Origin of the sequence: Rhodanobacter terrae (assembly GCF_042657005.1) — a bacterium.
Taxonomy (GTDB): domain Bacteria; phylum Pseudomonadota; class Gammaproteobacteria; order Xanthomonadales; family Rhodanobacteraceae; genus Rhodanobacter; species Rhodanobacter terrae.
Map to the genome: position 1 here is coordinate 293745 of NZ_JBHSNG010000001.1, position 19167 is coordinate 312911.

General features: G+C 65.2%; 14 protein-coding genes and 1 riboswitch. Of the genes, 8 read left to right on the plus strand and 6 right to left on the minus strand.

The annotated features are described in order from the left end of the window. Positions 1 to 113: 113 nt before the first annotated feature. Positions 114 to 1148: an alpha/beta hydrolase gene (locus ACFPPB_RS01410; RefSeq protein WP_377323643.1), complete on the minus strand. Its 1035-nt coding sequence runs from the start codon at positions 1146 to 1148 to the stop codon at positions 114 to 116. Between the two features lie 66 nt (positions 1149 to 1214). Here ACFPPB_RS01410 and ACFPPB_RS01415 point away from each other — a divergent pair, with 66 nt between their 5' ends. The 6 genes from ACFPPB_RS01415 (at position 1215) to ACFPPB_RS01440 (ending at position 11256) form a co-directional block, all read left to right on the plus strand. Further along, positions 1215 to 3017: a DUF885 domain-containing protein gene (locus ACFPPB_RS01415; RefSeq protein WP_377323645.1), complete on the plus strand. Its 1803-nt coding sequence runs from the start codon at positions 1215 to 1217 to the stop codon at positions 3015 to 3017. A 454-nt stretch (positions 3018 to 3471) separates the two neighbouring features. Further along, entirely contained in the window at positions 3472 to 5814 is a 2343-nt protein-coding gene (locus tag ACFPPB_RS01420) for a TonB-dependent receptor (RefSeq protein ID WP_377323647.1), read from the plus strand. Positions 5815 to 5850: 36 nt separating this feature from the next. Then, positions 5851 to 7875 (plus strand): serine hydrolase, encoded by a 2025-nt coding sequence (locus tag ACFPPB_RS01425; RefSeq protein WP_377323649.1) that lies wholly within the window; start codon positions 5851 to 5853, stop codon positions 7873 to 7875. Between the two features lie 44 nt (positions 7876 to 7919). After that, positions 7920 to 8939, plus strand: a complete 1020-nt coding sequence (locus ACFPPB_RS01430; protein WP_377323651.1) for a dipeptide epimerase — start codon at positions 7920 to 7922, stop codon at positions 8937 to 8939. Between the two features lie 45 nt (positions 8940 to 8984). Beyond that, positions 8985 to 10307: a peptide MFS transporter gene (locus ACFPPB_RS01435; protein ID WP_377323653.1), complete on the plus strand. Its 1323-nt coding sequence runs from the start codon at positions 8985 to 8987 to the stop codon at positions 10305 to 10307. 10 nt (positions 10308 to 10317) lie between these two features. Continuing rightward, the gene (locus ACFPPB_RS01440) at positions 10318 to 11256 is read left to right on the plus strand and encodes a MurR/RpiR family transcriptional regulator (protein ID WP_377323655.1); all 939 of its coding nucleotides are present in this window, start codon (positions 10318 to 10320) and stop codon (positions 11254 to 11256) included. A gap of 82 nt (positions 11257 to 11338) precedes the next feature. Here the strand turns inward: ACFPPB_RS01440 and ACFPPB_RS01445 are convergent, their stop codons facing one another. Continuing rightward, positions 11339 to 11491 carry a hypothetical protein gene (locus tag ACFPPB_RS01445; RefSeq protein ID WP_377323657.1) on the minus strand — a complete coding sequence of 51 codons (153 nt, stop codon included), beginning with the start codon at positions 11489 to 11491 and terminating at the stop codon, positions 11339 to 11341. Here ACFPPB_RS01445 and ACFPPB_RS01450 point away from each other — a divergent pair. Next, positions 11490 to 12965, plus strand: a complete 1476-nt coding sequence (locus ACFPPB_RS01450) for a serine hydrolase (RefSeq protein ID WP_377323659.1) — start codon at positions 11490 to 11492, stop codon at positions 12963 to 12965. The genes ACFPPB_RS01445 and ACFPPB_RS01450 overlap by 2 nt on opposite strands. Before the next feature lie 45 nt (positions 12966 to 13010). Here the strand turns inward: ACFPPB_RS01450 and ACFPPB_RS01455 are convergent, their stop codons facing one another. The 4 genes from ACFPPB_RS01455 to ACFPPB_RS01470 all read right to left on the minus strand — a co-directional run bounded on the left by ACFPPB_RS01455 (position 13011) and on the right by ACFPPB_RS01470 (position 18080). Next, positions 13011 to 13643: a DUF4124 domain-containing protein gene (locus tag ACFPPB_RS01455; RefSeq protein WP_377323661.1), complete on the minus strand. Its 633-nt coding sequence runs from the start codon at positions 13641 to 13643 to the stop codon at positions 13011 to 13013. A gap of 362 nt (positions 13644 to 14005) precedes the next feature. Continuing rightward, entirely contained in the window at positions 14006 to 14587 is a 582-nt protein-coding gene (gene pnuC, locus ACFPPB_RS01460) for a nicotinamide riboside transporter PnuC (RefSeq protein WP_377323663.1), read from the minus strand. After that, positions 14587 to 16773, minus strand: coding sequence for a TonB-dependent siderophore receptor (locus tag ACFPPB_RS01465; RefSeq protein ID WP_377323665.1), 2187 nt, complete (start codon positions 16771 to 16773; stop codon positions 14587 to 14589). The genes pnuC and ACFPPB_RS01465 overlap by 1 nt, the downstream gene beginning before the upstream one ends. A 54-nt stretch (positions 16774 to 16827) precedes the next feature. After that, a riboswitch (TPP riboswitch) is annotated at positions 16828 to 16924 on the minus strand. Between the two features lie 19 nt (positions 16925 to 16943). Continuing rightward, positions 16944 to 18080, minus strand: a complete 1137-nt coding sequence (locus tag ACFPPB_RS01470) for a phosphotransferase enzyme family protein (protein ID WP_377323667.1) — start codon at positions 18078 to 18080, stop codon at positions 16944 to 16946. 165 nt (positions 18081 to 18245) lie between these two features. On the opposite strand from ACFPPB_RS01470, the gene ACFPPB_RS01475 reads away from it, so the two are divergent. Beyond that, positions 18246 to 19139: an AEC family transporter gene (locus ACFPPB_RS01475; protein WP_377323669.1), complete on the plus strand. Its 894-nt coding sequence runs from the start codon at positions 18246 to 18248 to the stop codon at positions 19137 to 19139. Positions 19140 to 19167: the final 28 nt, after the last annotated feature.

Genomic DNA, 19167 nt, shown 5'->3' on the forward strand with positions numbered 1-19167 from the left:
CCTGGGCCTGCACGCAGAGGACAATGAGGCCAGGTTCGCTCCTGGGCCCTGAGCAACGGGTACGCCGTTTCGGAGAGCCGGCCAGGAAGGGGCAAGGCCTGGACAGAGCTGGGCTACGCGCTGCTTTTGGGATGCGGTTTCATCCATCCCTGTGCCGTCAGCCAGTCATCGAACTCGTCGATCCAGTGATCGCTGCTGGTGCCCTGCTTGCGCATGCCGAAGCCATGGCCGCCGGCGCTGTAGATATGGGCTTCGGGTTTCTGGCCTGCCGCCATCAACGCCTCGTAGAACTTGACTACGGATTCGTGCGCGACATCGTCATCCTGCGCCCAGGCCATGAAGATGGGCGGAAGCTTTGCCGGGATAGCCGGCATCGTGCCGAACGGGGCGCCGTAGATCAGCGCGGCGAAGTTCGGACGCGCCGCGGCGTCGGGCTGCAGCAGGGCGCCGCTGGCGACCATGGCGCCCGCGGAGAAGCCCAGGATGCCGACCCGGTCGGGAGAGATGCCCCACTGTGCGGCGTGCTTCCGAACCACTTTCACGGCCCGGATCGCATCGGCGATCCCGTCTTTGCAGGCGGGGTCCATGTCCAGATTCTTCGGGATGCCTTGCTGTTTCTTTTCCTGGAGGCGGTACTTGAGCACGAAGGCGGCCATGCCTCTTTGCTGCAGCCAGCGCGCCACGTCGTTGCCTTCGACGTCGATGGCCAGCGCGACGCAGTATCCGCCCGGTGCGATGATCACGCCGGTTCCGCTGGCCTTGGACTTGTCCGGCAAGTAGGCCGTCAATGTCGGCGAGGTCACGTCGAGGACGACGGTGCCGAGCGGGGTGCCGTGCACCACTTGTTCTTGCTGCGTCGCATGCCCAGAGCCGGGGGCCGCGCCCGGCCAGATTTTCAGGGTCGTCTGCGCGTGGGCGCAGCAGGCGATGAGAAAGCCGATGGCGAATACGCCTGTCGCACGCACGTTCCTCTGGCGCATATGCCCCTCCCGTTTACGGATGGATATCTGCCGCTTGCCGTCCGACCAACCGGCTACACGAGCGTTGGTCGCGTGCGCGAATAGTAAGACAGGGCTCAGCGGCTTTGCGCGGGGTGCTTTTGCTTTGCGGCTGACGCGGATCAGGCCGGGCCGGGTAACGCCAAGCATGACCTACGGCATATGTGGCCGCATGCCGCACGGTCTACGTTCGGTCATCTACCGGGGAGGCATCTCATGTTCAAGTTGATGGTCACGGGTTTCGCATTGACGCTGGTTGGCGCCGTCGCGGCCCAGGCTGCACCTGCCGGCAAGCCGGTTTCCGCGCCCATGGCGACGCCGGCGTGGGTGGCCAAGAGCAACGCCGATGCCCAGCCACTGTTGAAGGTGCTGGCCGATTTCAGCCCCGAGTTCGCCTCGCAGTTCGGCATTCCCGGCTATGACGACAAAGCCATCGATCTGAAGCCGGGGGTAGAGCGACGCATGCGTGCCGCGCTGATCGCGGCGCGCGATGCGCTGCAGAAAAAGCTGGCTGCGGAAACCGATCCGGACGTGCGCCAGGATCTGCAGATCATGATCAAGGCGGCGGACCGCAGGGTCGAGGGCAGCAGGATCGAGGAACAGTACATGCTGCCGTATACCGACATCGGTCAGACCATCTTCTACGGCGAGTTCTCGCTGCTGCAGGATCAGGTGGCGGCCGCGCGCCGGCCTGCCGCGCTCAAGCGCCTGCAGTGCTACGTCGGCATGGCCGCCGGCTGCACGCCGGTCACGCAGGAGGCGCAGGCGCTGTTCCAGGCGAAGCTGGACAACCCCAAGCTGATCGGACCGTACAAGGTCGAGGTCGAGCAGAACATGGCCAATACAGCGCGCTATGTGGACGGCGTCCGCAAGCTGTACGCCAAGTACAAGATCGACGGTGCCGGTCCGGCGCTGGATGCCTTGCAGAAGCAGCTGGATGCCTACGATGCATGGGTCAAGTCCACCGTGCTGCCGCATGCGCGCACCGACTTCCGCCTGCCGCCGGCGGTGTACGCCAACAATCTCAAGCGGGTCGGCCTCGACATCAGCCCGCAGGAGCTGATCAAGAAGGCCGAGCTGGAATTCATGGAAACCCAGGCGCAGATGCAGATGATGGCGCCTGACGTGGCGAAGGCCGAGGGCATCGACGCCACCGACTACCGCGACGTGATCAAGGGCCTGAAGAAGCAGCAGCTGGACCGCGATTCGATCGAGCCGTATTACCACCAGATCATCGGCAAGATCGAGGACATCATCCGGCAGCGGAAGATCGTTTCGCTGCCCAACCGGCAGATGATCATGCGCCTGGCCTCGGAAGCCGAGAGCGCGGCCGAGCCCGCGCCGCACATGGACCCACCGCCGCTGATCGGCAATCACGGCGAGCGTGGCAGCTTCGTGCTGCCGCTGGGCAATCCGCCGAACGGCAAGGGCGAGAACCAGGCCTACGACGACTTCACCTGCAAGGCCTGCGCGTGGACGCTGACCGCGCACGAGGGCCGGCCGGGGCACGAGCTGCAGTTCTCGGCGATGGTCGAGCATGGCGTGTCGCTGGCGCGCTCGCTGTTCGCCTTCAACAGCGTCAACGTGGAAGGCTGGGCGCTGTATTCGGAATACATGATGATGCCGTACGAACCGAAAGGCGGGCAGATGATCGCGCTGCAACTCCGCCTGCTGCGCGCGGCGCGTGCCTTCCTCGATCCGATGCTCAATCTCGGGCTGATCACGCATGACCGCGCGCACGACATCCTGGTCGACGACGTGGGCTTGTCGGAGGCGTTTGCCCGCGAGGAACTCGACCGCTTCACTTTCCGCTCGCCGGGCCAGGCCACGGCGTATTTCTACGGCTACTCGCGCCTGCTGGAGCTGCGCGCGCACACGCAGATCGAGCTGGGCAGCAAGTTCGACCTGAAGCAGTTCAACGATTTCCTCATCGCTCAGGGCATGTTGCCGCCGGATCAGCTGGCCGAGGCGGTGGATGCACGATTCATCCCCGCCCACGGCGGCAGGCGACCGCAGTAAACCCGCTCGCGTCATCGCCCACCGGAAGTCCGGTGGGCGATGACGCCGGCCGTCGATATCGGGCGGTTGCCACGCCTGCGCCGCGAATCGCCGGTGCCTTATCAAGTGGGCAACAGGGGCGTGCCTGCGCGAGCTTGTCCATGGCCGAGACTTCGCGTCTCCTCGAATGATCTCGGCATGTAGGAGCGCACCCTGTGCGCGAACACCACGTCGCCACATCGCATCGCGCTTTCGCGCACAGGGTGCGCTCCTGCAACGCCTCCTGCCGACCCGGCAGGTAAAGCGGCGCGAAGATGAGTGCTGAAACAAGCGGGAAAAGATGGAAGGCGGTGAGGCCGCCTTCGATGGCGCGCGACGATCGGCGTTGATATAAAAATATCATTGACACTTCAATGTTAATCGAATAACACTGTAACGGTGGGCTGTCCACGCGACCATCTCGGGGGAGAACGTCATGAAGCTTTGCTATCTGCAGCACAGTCGACGCAGCATCTGCATGGCCATTGCCGTGGCCTTGCTGGGACCGCTCGGCGTCGCGGCACAACCATCGGCCACCAACGGGACGGACACCGCAGCGGAAGTGCCCGCCAGCGGCGGGGCGACCGAAAGCGGGATGGCCGCTCCTGCTGCAGGCCCGGACCGCGCGGCGCAGTTGCCTGCCGCCAGCAGCACGGCACCGGTCAATCTGGGTTCCATCATGGTCACTGCCAACAAGCGCAGTGAACGCCTGCAGGACGTGCCGATGGCTGTGGCGGCGCTATCGGGCGACCAGCTCGATCGCCAGAGCGCCTTCAGCTTCGCCGACTACGCAACGCAGGTGCCGGGACTCAACGTCATTTCAACCGGCGCGGGTCAGACCCAACTGGTGTTGCGCGGTGTCACCTCGGGTTACGGCCAGGCCAACGCTTCGGTGGGAACCTATATCGACGACACCCCGTACGGCTCGAGCACGGTTTATTCGGCCGGCTCCCTGCTGACACCGGATATCGACCCCGACGATCTGCAGCGCATCGAGGTGCTGCGCGGACCGCAGGGCACGCTGTACGGCTCGAACACCTTGGGCGGACTGGTCAAGTTCGTCAGCACGCCGCCCGACAGCACGCAGTTTTCCGGCCGCGTCGAGGCCGGCGCCAGCAGCGTCGCCGATGGCGGCAGCGGTTACGACACACATGTCACGGTCAACCTGCCGCTCGTTCGGGACAAGCTCGCCCTGCGCGTCAATGCGTATGACCGCAAGGATCCGGGTTACGTCGACAACGTGTTCACTGGCCAGAAAGATCTCGACGGCGACAAGGTGCACGGTGCACGCGCGCAATTGCTGTGGACGCCGACGCGACAGTTCTCCATCAAATTGTCGGCGCTCGCGCAGAATCTGAGCAGCGGCAGCCTCGCGAATGCGGGCATCGACGTGGATCCGGTGACGCTGGAGCCGATTTACGCTGGCCTGCAGCAGAGTCGTGCCGCCAGTACCGGCAAGTTCGATCTGCGCTACCGGTTGTACAGCGCCGACGTGAATGACGACTTTGGCTGGGCCGCGCTTATCTCCACGAGCAGTTACAGCACTCTGGCCAAGGGCGCCAACACGGACTACACCACCGCCTACGCGCCGATACTGAATCCCGCGTTTGGCCTGACCGGCGTCGGCTATTCGCTGCTCAACCCGATAACGTTGGGCAAGTTCACCCAGGAGCTGCGGCTGCAATCGCCGCAGGACCAGACGCTGGAATGGCGGGTGGGTGCTTTCTACACGCGCGAGCACAGCAACAACGTGCAGGACTTGCTGAGCTTCGATGCAAGTACCGGTGCGCCGGTCGCGCTGCCGACGCTTGGCCATATCTCCGTTGGGCCCGCGATCTTCAAGGAATGGGCCGGCTTCGGCGACCTGACCTGGCACGTCACTTCGCAGCTGAGCCTGCTGGTCGGTGTGCGCTACAGCAGCGACAAGACCTCTTACACGCAGATCGGCAATGGCATCCTGGTCGGGCCCACCGACTTCACCATCCGCCAGTCGGACAGCCCGACCACCTATCTGCTCAACCCGAGTTTCAAATTCAGCGATGACTTGATGGTCTACGCGCGCATCGCCTCGGGCTTCCGGCCCGGCGGTCCCAACGTCGGCGTGCCGCCAGGCCTGGGCGCGCCGGTGACCTTCGGTCCGGACAAGCTGGTGAGTTACGAGCTTGGTCTCAAGTCGACCATGCTCGATAAACGCATGACCGTCGATGTCGACGCGTTCTATATCGACTGGAGCCAGATCCAGCTGACTTCCTATGCGGACGGTTTCGGTTTTCTCGGCAACGGCGGCAAAGCCACCAGCCGTGGCCTGGAAGCGAACTGGCAGTACGCGCCGGTGCACGGCCTGCTGCTGTCGGCCAACGCCAGCTGGACCGATGCCGAGCTGGCGGCCGATACCCCGCCGGGCTTGTACGGCTACAAGGGCGACCGCCTGCCGTTCGTGCCGAAATGGAATGTGAACCTGGGCGCGGACTACGACTTCCCGCTGGCGGGGGGCTGGTCGGGTTTCGCGGGCGGCAGCTATCGCTTCATCGGCGCGCGCAAGGCCGATTTCGCGGTCGTCCCGGGGCCGCGCAGCACGGTTCCGAGTTACGACGAAGTCGATCTGCGCGCGGGGGTCAACTACGCCAGCTGGACCTTCAAGGCCTACGTCAAGAACGTGACCAACGGGCGCGGTATCACTTCGGTCCGCCCGGAAACCACCGATCCCCTGGGCAGCCCGTTCGCTGCGACTTATGTGATGCCGCGCACCGTCGGTGTATCGGCCACCGTGAATTTCTGAGCAAGCCCACCGCCCATCTGTATCCGGAGTTCAACCATGCACAACTACGTGAAACGTGGTGCGGCATTCGTCATCAGTTGCGTCGCCAGCATCGCGATGGCGCAGGTGGCGCAGCCGATCCAGCCGGCACCAGCCAGCTCGGCGTCCATGCCGATGCCTTCCGGCGCCATGGTTGCCGCATCCGCTGCGAGCAGCCCGGCCGCTGCGACGCACGCCTTGACCGCAGACGATCTGTCGACCTTCCTCGACGGCCTGGTGCCGTTTGCGCTGCAACGCGATGACGTCGCCGGTGGCGTGATCTCGGTGGTCAAGGACGGCAAGGTGCTGTTCGCCAAGGGTTACGGCTACGCCGACCTGAAGACCCGGATGCCTCCTTCGCCCGAAACCACGCTGTTCCGTCCCGGCTCGACCTCCAAACTGTTCACCTGGACGGCGGTGATGCAACTGGTCGAGCAGGGCAAGCTGGATCTGGACACGGATATCAATCAGTACCTCGACTTCAAGATCCCGCCGTTCGACGGCAAGCCGATCACCCTGCGCAACCTCATGACGCACACGCCGGGTTTCGAAGAAACCGCTCGTGGCTTGTTGCCGGCGTCGACGGACGAAGTCGATCTGGGGAAATACCTGAAATCGCACATCCCGGCGCGGATCTTTGCGCCGGGGAAAATCGTGGCCTATTCCAATTACGGCTGCGGCCTCGCCGGTTACATAGTCCAGCGCGTATCGGGCGAGCGCTTCGAGGATTACATCCAGCATCACATCTTCGGGCCGCTGGACATGCTGCACTCCAGCTTCGCCCAGCCGTTGCCGGCTGCGCTGGCCCCGCTGATGGCCAAGGGTTACGAGAGCGCTTCGAAGGGCAAGCCGCAGCCGTTCGAGGCGGTCGATCCGGCACCCGCCGGCGCATTGAGCAGCTCGGCCATGGACATGGCGAATTTCATGATCGCCCAGTTGCAAGGCGGCCGCTTCGGCGACACCCGGATTCTCAAGCAGGCCACCGCCGATCTGATGCATAGCCGCCAGTACACCGCGGCGCCGGGCTTGAACGGCTTCGATCTGGGCTTCTATCAGGAAGACAGCCACGGCCAGCGCATCATCGGCCATGCCGGCGACACCATCGTTTTTCATAGCGACCTGCATCTCCTGCTGGATGCGAACGTCGGCATCTTCATGTCGTTCAACAGCGCCGGCAACGAGGGCGGCGCGCATGTGATACGCAAGGCGATCTTTGCCAAGTTCCTCGACCGCTATTTCCCCTGGAATGCGCCGACGGAACCGACGGCGAGCAGCGCCAAGACCGATGCCGCACGTGTCGCGGGCTGGTACGAGTCGAGCCGGCGCAACGAAAGCGCCATGCGCGTGCTCTACATGCTGGGCCAGGTCAGCGTCACGGCGCAGCCGGACGACACCATCGTCGTATCGGCCTGGAACGACTATGCCGACAAACCGCTGCACTGGCGCGAAACCGGTCCGCTGACCTACCGCGAAGTGAATGGTGACGCGCACCTGAAGTTCGTCACCGATGCGCAGGGCAAGATCAGTTACTGGGCCACCGACGTGGAAGCGCCGGTGTTCGTGTTCCAGCGCGTGTCCGGTGCCAAGGCCATGGGCACCGTCGGCCTGTGGGCAAGCCTGTCCTTCGCCGTCGTCATCGTGGCCTTGCTGACCTGGTTCATTGGCGGCTGGGTGCGCCGGCACTATCGCCGTCCGCTTGCGATCGAGGCTGCCCAGCGTCGATCGCGGCTGCTGTCGCGGCTGGGCGCGCTGGCGCTGTTCGTGGATATGGCGGGCTGGCTGGGTCTGCTTGCCGCGCTGTCGGTGAGCGAGGACATCGTGCTGCAGGGCAGGGCAACGCCGTGGCTTTATCTGCTTTACGTGCTGGGTCTGTTCGGCCTGCTGGGCGTGGTCGCCGTGGTCGCGCATGCGATACGCAGCTGGCTGGCGCCGCGCCGCAGCCGCTGGGTGCGCGCAGGCGAAACCGTACTGGCATTCGCTGCGATCTACCTGGCGTGGTTCATCGTGGCGTTCGGCCTGGTCAGCTTCAGCGCGCGTTATTGACGGCAAGCCGCCGGGCGCGCATTCCCGTATCAACAGGAGTTTTCATGAACAGCAACGGACAAACGCGACTGCGGATGCAGGCAAGTATCGATCGGCGACCGACCGTGGGGCCTTTCCACATCACGGGCTATACCTTCACCGCGTTCGAATCGGTGGTGGTCACCCTGGAGGCGGACGGTCTGATCGGCCAGGGTGAAGGTCTCGGGGTCTATTACAAAGAGGACACGCCGGAAAAGATGCTGGCGCAGATCGAGGCCTTGCGTGGCCGGATCGAGGCTGGCCTCACCCGCGAGCAGCTGCAGCGGATCCTGCCCGCGTGCGGTGCGCGCAATGCGCTCGACTGTGCGTTGTGGGATCTGGAGGCCAAGCGCAGCGGCAAACCCGTATGGATGCTGGCCGGCCAGGACAAGCCGAAGGCGCTGATGACTACGTACACGGTCGGTGCCGATCAGCCGCAGGTGATGGCCGAGCGTGCCCGCGCATTCGCCAGCGCCCGTGCGATCAAGCTCAAGCTCACCGATGACGATATCAATGCGCAACGTGTGCTGGCCGTGCGCGCGGCACGCCCCGACGTGTGGCTGATGGTCGACGCCAATCAGGGTTTTACGCGCGAGTCGTTTGCGCGCCTGTTGCCGACGCTGGTGGAGGCGCGGGTCGATGTGGTCGAGCAACCTTTCCCGATTGGCAAGGAGGCTTGGCTCGACGGGCTGGAGCGGCCGATTCGAATCGCTGCGGACGAAAGCGTGCAGGATCGCAGCGACCTGCAGAAGATGGTCGGCCGCGTCGATATCATCAATATCAAGCTGGACAAGTGCGGCGGCCTGACCGAGGCGCTGTCGATCGTCACGGACGCGCGCAAGCTGGGTTTCGAGCTGATGGTCGGCAACATGTCCGGTTCGTCGCTGGCCATGGCGCCGGCCTTTGTGGTGGGCCAGTGCTGCGGGGTGGTGGATCTGGATGGCCCGACCTTTCTGACCACGGATCGATCGCCCGCTGCCAGCTACGAAGACGGATACATCTGGTGTGCGGACGAGCTGTGGGGTGGGCCGGCGGTGGTTGCGTAAGGTGCGCTCCGATGATCGGTCTGTCGGGAACGGAGGGAGTGACATGTGTCGAATAGCCTGATTCCAGCCTCCGAGCGCAACTGGTTCGGACATCCGCGTGGCCTGAGCGTGCTGTTCCTGACCGAGATGTGGGAGATGTTCTCCTTCTTCGGCATGCGCGCGATCCTGGTCTATTACATGACCAAGCACCTGGACATGGGGCAGGAATACGCGTCGCTGGTCTACGGTGCCTACGCGGCCTTCGTCTATTTCACGCCGGTATTCGGCGGCATGGTGGCCGATCGCTGGCTGGGCAAGCGCAACGCCGTGGTGATCGGCGGTGCGGCGATGGCGCTTGGCCATTTCATGATGTCCTCCGAGCCGCTGTTCTATCCGGCGCTGGCCACGATCGCGCTGGGCAACGGCCTGTTCCTGCCCAGTCTGGCCAGCCAGATCGAAGGCCTCTATCGCGATGGCGACGTACGCAGCAAGAGCGCCTACAACATCTATTACGTGGGCATCAACCTGGGCGGCTTCCTGGCCCCGCTGGTGTGCGGCACGCTCGGCGAATCGTATGGCTGGCACTGGGGGTTCGCCGCGGCCGGCTTCGGCATGCTGCTGTCGCTGGTGATCTATCTGGCAGGGCGGCGCTACCTGCCGCCCGAGCCGGCGCGCGGCGCCGCCATGCGCGCGGCCAGGCCTCCGTGGAACCGTGCGGCGCGGGATCGCTTTGCTTTTCTGATCGTCATTGCCGCGATCGTGGTGATCTTCCGGGGCGCCTACGAGCAGAACGGCAACACCATCGCGTTGTGGGCCGATACCGGCATCGACCGGCAGCTGGTATCGGGCTGGGTGATACCGATGACCTGGTTCCAGTCGGTCAACTCGCTGGTGGTGTTCGCATTCACTCCCGTCCTGGTCGCGCGCTGGGCGCGTCTGGCCCGGCGCGGTGTGGAAACACCCTTGCTGGGCAAGATGGCGTTCGGCGCAGTCATCGTCGGCGTTTCCTACGTCGCGCTCGGTATCGTCGCGGCATGGAATGAAGCGCACGGCACGCGCGCGAGCTGGCTCTGGCTGTTCGGCTGGTTCGTGCTGTTCACCATCGGCGAGCTCTACATACTGCCGGTCGGGCTGGCCTTGTTCGGCAGACTGGCGCCAGAGGGATTCCGCGCTACCAGCATCGCTACGTGGTTCTTCGCCGGTTTCTTCGGCAACCTGCTCGCCGGTGCCCTGGGCACGCTGTGGAGCGTGCTTTCCCACGGCTGGTTCTTCGCCCTGATCGGCGCGGTTTCCGGCGTGGCGGCGATGCTGCTGTATGCGCTCAGCCTGCGTATGGGTAATGTGGAACATCAGCGGGCCGCGACCGGGCCCGCGCTACCCGCCCATTGAGCCGATCGCCATGACCAAAGACTTGCAGAAGAAATTGAAGAGCCGGTGGGAATCGTTCACCGCCGCCGAACAGAAGATCGCCACCCATCTGTTGCACAACGTCAGTGGCATCCCGTTCGAGACGGCGGCGTCGCTGGGCAAGCGGGTCGGTGTCAGCCCGATGACGGTAGGGCGGTTCTTGCGCAACCTCGGTTATGCCGGCCTCAACGAGTTGAAAGAAGAGCTGCGCGGCGACGAGCCGTGGCTGCAGTTGTATGCGACCCCGGAGCACACTCATTCCGATCCTGTTTCCGAGACCCTCAAGGCAGAAATACGCGACCTGACCAAGGTGCACGCGCTGACCCGCACCGCGGAGTGGAAAGCCATCGTCAAGCTGCTGGTGGCCGCCGACCGCATATCCGTCGCCAGCTTTCACCAGGCCCGCTTTCTCGGGATCGGTTTCGCCGGCCTGCTGCAGAGCGTCAAGCCGCGCACCGTGTTCGTCGAAGGACTTGATGGTGCTTATGCCGACATGCTGCTCGATGCGACCGAAAAGAGTTGCGTGGTGCTGATCGACTTCCGGCGCTATTCGCGGCACTTCCGCATCCTGGCCGAGGAAACCGCGGCGCGCGGCATTCCGTTGGCCATCGTCACCGACAGCCAGTGCTACTGGGCGCGTCAGTTCACCGACAACGTATTGATGATGCCGGTGGACCTCGGTCGCGCCTGGCACGACTTCACCGCGACTACCAGTCTGCTCAGTTTGCTGATCGCTGCCGTCAGTCGCGAGCAGGGCGACATGTTCGAGCGCATCGGCGACATCACGCAGTTGCGGCAGAAGCTGGTGGGTTACGTGGAGGCGCCGCCAGACGCGAGGCGCACATCGGGCGGAGCCACGAAGAGCAAGACCGACGGCAAGGGGAAGGGCGGCGTGGCCGCACACAAGAGCCGTGGCCGACCCAGGGTTTGACGTGCATCCGCAGTGCTGAAGGCGTCGCCGTCGGCGACAGGTAACACCATCGGACAGGGGCGTGACTGATGATCCACAGAACTCATGCAAAGCCCCCGTGCCAGCGTGCGGCGAGCCATTGGCTTGCCGCTTCGATGGTCGCGCTGGCCATGCTGCTGCCGTCGGGTTCATCCGTCGCGACGCCCGCCCGGTCGGTCGCGCCGCAATCGCTCGATGCGTTCGCCGGCAAGGTCATGCAGACGTTTGGCGCGCCGGGCATGTCGGTGGCAATTATCGATGGCGGCACGATCACGACGCATGGCTATGGCGTGCGCAAGCTGGGTTCGGCCGCGCGAGTGGATGCGCACGCCATCTTCCCAATCGGTTCCAACACCAAGGCGTTCACCGCCGCCGCGCTGGCGATCCTGGTCGACCAGGGCAAGTTGCATTGGGACGACCGCGTGGTCGACAAGTTGCCCGGGTTTCGCATGTACGACGCCTACGCGTCGAACGAGATGACGGTGACCGACTTGCTGGTTCACCGCAGCAGGTTTGGGCTGGGCGAAGGCGATCTGATGATCTTCCCCACCACCGACCGCAGCCGGGCCGGGCTCGTGCATGACATCCGCTATTTGAAGCCGGCCCATTCATTCCGCGCCGACTACGACTACGACAACGTGTTGTACATCGTCGCCGGACAACTGGTCGAGGCGGTGTCCGGCCAGCGCTGGGAGGATTTCGTTCAACAGCACATCCTCGATCCGCTGGGCATGCACGACACCCAGGTAAGTATCGACGCACGCGTCGCCGACCAGGTGTCGTTGCACGCCAGGAATTCCACGCCGGTTCGCGGTGTCGGCAAGCAGCAGGTGCTTGCCACGGTAATGACGGGCAGCGTGTTCGCCCCGGCTGGCGCGTTGCAGGTCAGCGCCGACGACATGGGCCGCTGGTTGCATTTGCAGTTGCGGCACGGTGCTCTGGATGACGGCAAACGCATCTTCAGCGACGCGGCGTCGCAAGCCTTGTGGACGCCGCAGACGCTGATTCCGATCCGTCCCGCACCGATTGTGCTCGCTCTGGCACAGCCCCAGTTCCGGGCCTATGCGCTCGGCCTCGAAGTGCAGGATTACCGCGGGCACAAGATCATCACCCATCTCGGTGGCGTGTTGGGCGGCATATCGGCGGTGGTGATCATTCCGGAAAGGCATGCTGCCTTTGCCATCATGCTCAACTGCGAAGACGCCGGCGCGCTGTTCGCGATGCGCGAACACCTGCTCGATATCCTGCTGGGGCTGCCTTCGCCGGACTGGATCGCGAGCTACAAACAGGTGTTCGACGGGATCAATGCCGGCGCCGTGGCCGCACTCCGCGCCCACGACGCTGCCACGCACCCGGAACGCGGCCCGTCATTGCCGTTGTCCGGCTACGCCGGCGTCTATCGTGACCCCTGGTATGGAACCGCCACGATCAGCCAGGGCAACAACGGCAAGGGCGCGCTGAGCATCAGCTTCGATCGCACGCCGGGATTGCACGGAGCACTGGAGCACGTGCAGTACGACACGTTCCGCACGCACTGGGCGATGCCCGACGTCGAGGATGCCTACCTCACCTTCGCGCTCAAGCCCGACGGCAGCATCGATCGGATGACGATGCGGGCGGTGTCGCCCATTGCCGACTTCAGTTACGACTATCAGGACCTGCACTTCACGCCAGTGGCGAAAGATCCGTAGGACAGGCGTCGGCATGCGTCGAAGCATGCACGGCCAGCGCCACCTTCAACACTGCACCCGACCGCCGGCCAGCTGCGTGCAGGGGTGGAAGACCGGCTTGGACGCCGGCGGGCGCGAATCGTGGTCATGATCGTGGTCATGATCGTGGTCGTGGTCGTGATCATGTTCGCGATTCCAGTACGGCGGCACGGTGCCCCAGTAGGCGGGTGCCTGGCCGTAGACCGGCTGGGCGAGTTGATCGCGGTATTGGTCATTCTTCCGGCGCAGTGCATCGTTTTCGCCCTGTAACCGGCCGCGGTTGGCTGCTTCATCGAGGAGCTCCTGCTGCCGTGCGTCCGCGTCGCGCTGTTTTGCCTCGTCGGCCTGCTGCTGTGCCCTGGCTTCCATCTTCTCCTGGCGGGCCTCGAGGAGCTCTTTGTAGAGTGCTTCGAGGTGATGTGAATCCGCATAACGCTTCGCCAGGGCGTCCTGGCCCAGGTCGAGATACTGGTTGATGATTTCGCTGTCGCTGGCTTGATGGATCAATTCGCCCTTGCCACCGGGGCAGGGGCGGTCGGTGTATTCGAGTTGCCCCGCCTTCGTGCACTTGTAGATGCTTTGCGCACCCGCAGCCTGCGTCGCAGCCAGCAGCAGGATGGCGATATACAAAACCCGCATTCCGGTAATCGAGGCTTTCATCGTGAGGCCATTCTGCACCCGCCGCGGCAACGCTGCGTAAGGAAAGTGTCGAGGCTGGAAGCAGCCGGCATTACGGGCTGCCACCTGCTCGGTTCGCGCTCAGAAAGAAATTGCGCAATCGCAAATAATTGTAGCGAATCCAGGTCCGGAAATTCGACGGAATCCCGGACACGTTCGGCATTCGAAGCGGATTCGCGGTGTTAACCTGCTTGCCGGCGAGCTCGGGGAGCTCCGCCGCACGACCCCGGTCATCAGCGTGCCGGGGGTTGACTGCAGGCCGTGTCGCATGCGCGCGCGATGAACAAACCGGTGTGCGCCGCGAGGCGGACGCCCTGTCTGTTTCCTTGGAACGATCCCGCTTTTCAGCCGATCTGGATGCCGCCCGCGGGGCGCCGTTCCACCTGCAGCCAGCTGCGCAATCCGATCATCGCCAGCACGATGAACCCGGCATACAGCACCGACGTGATCATCAGCGACTTGTAGACGTATTCGCCGACATAGATCACGTCGACCACGATCCACAGCCACCACGCGGCGATGTGCCGCCGTGCCTGCCACCACTGCGCGACCAGGCTGAAGGCCGTCAGCGCGGCGTCCAGCCAGGGCAGGGCGGCGTCGGTCCAGCGGTGCATGACGAAGCCGAGCGCGAGCGCGCCGGCGGCACCGATGAGCAGGTGCGCGACGGCTTGCGCCGCCGGCAGCGGCGCGACGCGCACCAGGCCGTCGTCGCCCAGGTTCTGCAGCCAGCGTACCCAGCCATAGACGATGAGCACGCCGAACGCGACCTGCAGCAAGGCGTCGGAATAGAGCTTCGCGTCGACGAAGATCCCAGCGTAGATCGCCACCGACAGCAAGCCGATCGGCCAGCACCAGGGCTTGCGGCGGGCAGTGAGCCACACCGCCCAGGCGCTGATCAGTGCACCGATGAGTTCGATCCAGGACATCAGAAGTCGAAGGTCACGGAAAGCCGTGCCAGTCGCGGTGCACCAGGGAACAGGTAGCTGTCGCCGCCAGAGGTGCCGGTGTCGCGCCAGTAGAAATGGTTGAACACGTTGTCGATGTTCAGTCGCCAGGTGAGCGCATGGCGGTTCCACTGGGTGACGTAGCGCAGGCCCGCGTCGAACACGTTATAAGCCGGCACGCTCACCAGGCCGTTCGGGGTGGCGGGGTTGGCGCTGCTGTAGCGCCAGCCGCCGAGCAGGCTGAGATGGGGCGCGAACGGCAGGCGGTAATCCATGTAGACCGACGTGCGCAGGCGCGGCACGTTGACGATCTGGTGGGCTTCGTAGCTGGGCGTACCGGTGTTCTGCGCCCGTGCCCGGATCAGGTTGGCGCTGGCGGTCAGGCGCAGGTTGTCGCTCAGCTGGCCGGCGGCGCTGAGTTCCAGCCCGCTGTGCACCTCGTTGCCTTGCTCGACGAAGGTGAAGCCCGCGGCGGTTTGGTCCGGTTGCGCGAACTGGTACGGCTGGCGGAGGCGGTACAGCGCGGCTTGCAGGCTCAGCGCATCGCTCCATTCGTACTTGACGCCGGTTTCGATCTGGCGCGCCAGCAGCGGTGCCAGCACGGCGTCGCCGTTGGATGCCCAGTAAGGTGCCTGGCCGCCCAGCGCCAGGCTTTCGCTGTAGCTGACGTACGTCGTCAGTGTCGCGGTCGGCTGCCACAGCACGGCGGCCTGCGGCAGCAGCCTGTTCTCCACGGTGTGGCGCTGCAGTACGCCGCTGTCGTCGAAGGCACTCTCATTCAGTCTTACGTAGCGGCCACCGGCGAGCACCTGCCACTGGGAGCCGATATGCATGCGATCGAGCGCGAACAGCGAGCGCTGCCAGCTGTCCAGCCGGCGTGCCAATGGCCCGGGCTGGTTCGGCGACGGCGCGAAGTACGGCGGGTCGACCTGATCGATGTTGGCGGTGCCGACGTAGTCGTAAACGTAGGGGCGCTGGTTGAGCGTGCGCTGGAACGTGCTGGCGCCCGCGCTGAGCTCATGGGTGAATGCGCCGGCGTCGAACGTGCCCTTGAGCACCGCGCGCAGCTCGTCGTTCCGGCGGGTGTCGTCGGGGCTGCGATAGTCGTAGACGTCGTAGTCGCCGTTCGGGGCGAAGAAGTAGCCCGGCGTGGCACCGCTGGCGCAGGCCGGCGAGTAGAAACAGCCGTAGGCGAAGGCCACGTTGTCGTCGATCACCACATGGCTGTGGCCGGCCGATACCTGCACCTGCCAGTGGTCGTTGAACAGGTAGTTGAAGCGCAGCGTGCTGTTGCTGGCGTTGATGCCGACGGGCTGCTGCCATGGCTCGAAGCCGAGCATGCGGGTGCGGCTGGGATGGGGCGGAATCACGGTACCGCCGAGCAGCTGGTAGCCGGAGACCGAGCGCTGCCCGCTGGTCTGGTAATCGGTGTCCAGCTGCAGCGTGGCGTTGGCGCTGATCTTCCAGTCGGCGGCCAGCGACACGAAATTGCGCCGGCCATCGGCATGCCGGACGTAGGAGTTCATGTCCTCGTGCGCGGCGTTCACCCGCACGCCGAAATCCGGTGTCAGCCAGCCGCCGATGTCGAGCGCCAGATAACGCGAACCCTCCGAGTCGGTGCCGACGGTGGCCGTGTGCACATCGGCCGGGCGCTTGCTGACGTAGTTGATCAATCCACCCGGTGCGACCACGCCCGCTTCCAGGCCGGCGAGTCCCTTGAGGATTTCCACCTGCTGCTTGTCTTCCAGCGTCACATACTGTTCGCCGGTCATGCTGAGGTCGTTGAAGCGGAAACCGCTGGCCAGATCCAGCGCGAAGCCGCGAATCGCGATGTCCTGGTAGTAGCCGACCGGCGCATAGTTGTCGCCGATCGCGGCGTCGGCATGGGCCAGTTCGCTCAGCGTGCGCGGCTGGCGATCGTCGAGCTGGTCCCGGGTAATCACCGTGATCGCCGCCGGCGTGTCGTGCAGCGGTGTGTTGCCGAGGCCGCCGAGATCGGTGTCGGTGGCGCGATAGCCCTTGTCGCCGTTCGCGCGCACATGCACGGGAGCCAGTGGCGTGACTCGCGGCTGGGTCGTGGCGTCGCTCTGCGCGTGGGCGAGCGCCATCACCGACATCAACGCAAGGATCAGGGGAGTGCGGGCAAGGGGGATCGGGAGTGAGGCCATCGTCGTCTTCTGGTGAACGGACGAAGCGACGGCGAGGCGGACGTCCGAACGGACGTGCCGGATCAGCAAGCTCCCTACGCCGGTACGGGCCGGATCAGGTTCCAAGGGACTCTCTCAGCCCGGCAAACGCCGGGCACCCCCGCTTCAAGAACGCTATTAGACCACGGATGTCAGGCGCCGTCGCGGATAGCCCGCAGCAAGGCCTGCCCGGGCGGCGTGCCGAACCAGGCAGCGTGGCCGCGCAGGAAGGTGTCGTAAGCCACGTCGGCATTGGCGCGCGAGTGGGTGATGGCGTGGAAATACTCGATTTCGGACAGCGCGAAATCCACGTGCACCAGCGGCAGCAGGTCGGCCAGCAGCCGGATGTCCGCGGTGCTCAGCGGGCGCTGCCGGCGATAGCCTTCGATCAGCGCGTGGGCGATGTCGGGGTGTGCGGCATCGATGCCGGCGTCCAGCGCCAGCCAGGCGATCGCGTTGCGTTCGATTGCGGTGGCCAGGTCGAACAAGGCGCCGTTGGCGGCGGCAAGTCCGAAATCGAGCACGGCGCTGATGCGCGAGGTGGCGCTGTCGCCGCTCCAGCACAGGTTGGAGACGTGCCAGTCGCCGTGCGTCCACAACCGCGGCTGTCGTGCCAGTCGCGGTTGCGCGGCGGCGTGCCAGGGAGCGAACAGCTCGGCGAGATCGGTGGGCCAGTCGCGTTCTTGCAGGTAATCGGCCAGGCCGGGCCGTGCCGGCAACTGCGCCCGCAGGGTGGCGACCGGATCGGGTGAGCAGATCAGCTCGCTGCGCGCGACCAGGATGTAGGTGTCGCGCTGGGCTGCGTGGTAATCCTCGGCCGCGTCGTGCAATGCAGCCAGCATGCGGCCGGCGCGGTAGGCGTGCTGGCGGTTCGGCAACGGCGACCACGAGATCGCCTCGCGATACAGGTCGATGCCGGCGGCGCGTTCGTGCACCTCGTACGTCCAGTCGCCGATCGCCACGGCGGTCTGCCCGTGCGCATCGCTCAGCACGGCCGGTATCGGCATGCCGTTGCCGCGCAGGTGCGCGATGAAGCGATGCTCCTCGCCGAGCGTGCCGACCGATCGCACGCGGCGGTGATGGCGCTTGACGAAGACGGACGCGCCGCTCGTCTCGACCAGACAGGCAGCCGACAGCGGGCGCGGACTGTGCCAGTCGATGCGCACGGAAGTACCGAGCCGCGGATAGCCGCGCAAAAGCGTGTCGATCTCGGCCACGGTCAACACGGGCCAGTCCGGCAAGATGCTGTCGCCGGCCAGTCCGTGTGCGAGGTGGAGGGGATCGTTCATGGCGGATGAGTGGTGCATTCGAAAGATGGATTATCGCTGAAGGAGGCCCGGATACCTCAGGCCTCCTACAGGGCGCGTCAGGAGTGCCTGGCGGCTTTCGAACGTGGCCGGCATCGCGTCTAATGCGGTGACTCCCCCGAGGTATGCCGCCGTCCGATGAGTGCGATGTTGCTGCTTTTTGTCTGCCTGATCCTCGGCCTCGTGGTGGCGCGGTTGGCGAAACCGCCGGCGGGCATCGTGCAAGGCATCAACTGGTGGGTGCTCAACGTGGCGTTGCCGGCCCTGGTGCTGGAACTCATCCCGAAGGTGAAGTTCGACCCGCAGCTGTGGTTTCCGGTGGCCGCGACGTGGCTCACGTTCGGCGGTGCCTGGCTGCTGTTCGGCCTGCTCGGATCGCGACTGCGCTGGTCGCGACAACGCACCGGGGCATTGATTCTGGTCTGCGGCCTGGGCAATACCGCCTACATGGGTTATCCGCTGATCGAGGCGTTGCACGGCAAGCCGGGCCTGGCGCTGGCGGTGGTGGCCGACCAGATCGGCACGTTTCCGCTGCTGGCCTCGGCCGGCATCGTGGTGGCTTCGATGTATTCCGGGCGCACGCCGCCGCTGCGGCTGATCGCCAGGCGCATCGCCACGTTTCCGGCTTTTGTGGCGCTGGTGGTCGGCATCGCGGTGGGTCTGTTCGGCGGCTGGCCGGAGCTGTTGAACGGTGTGTTCGCGCCGATCGGCGCCTCGCTGACGCCGCTGGCGCTGTTCTCGGTGGGACTGCAGTTCAAGTTCCGTCCAGTCCCCGGGCAACTGGGCGCGACCGGCTGGGGCCTGGGCTGGAAGCTGCTGCTGGCGCCGCTGTTGTGCTGGCTGCTCGGCACGGCCGCCGGCGTGGGCGGGTTGGTGCTTACGGTCGGCCTGCTGCAGGCGGCGATGGCGCCGATGGTGTCGGCGGCGATCCTGGCCGACGAGTACGAGCTGGATCCGACGCTGGCGAACACCGTGCTGGGCGCCGGGACCGTCCTGTCGCTGGTCACCATACCGCTGGGCAATCTGTTGCTCGGTGGCTGACTTGCGCCCGGCATCGGCTGCGTCGAGA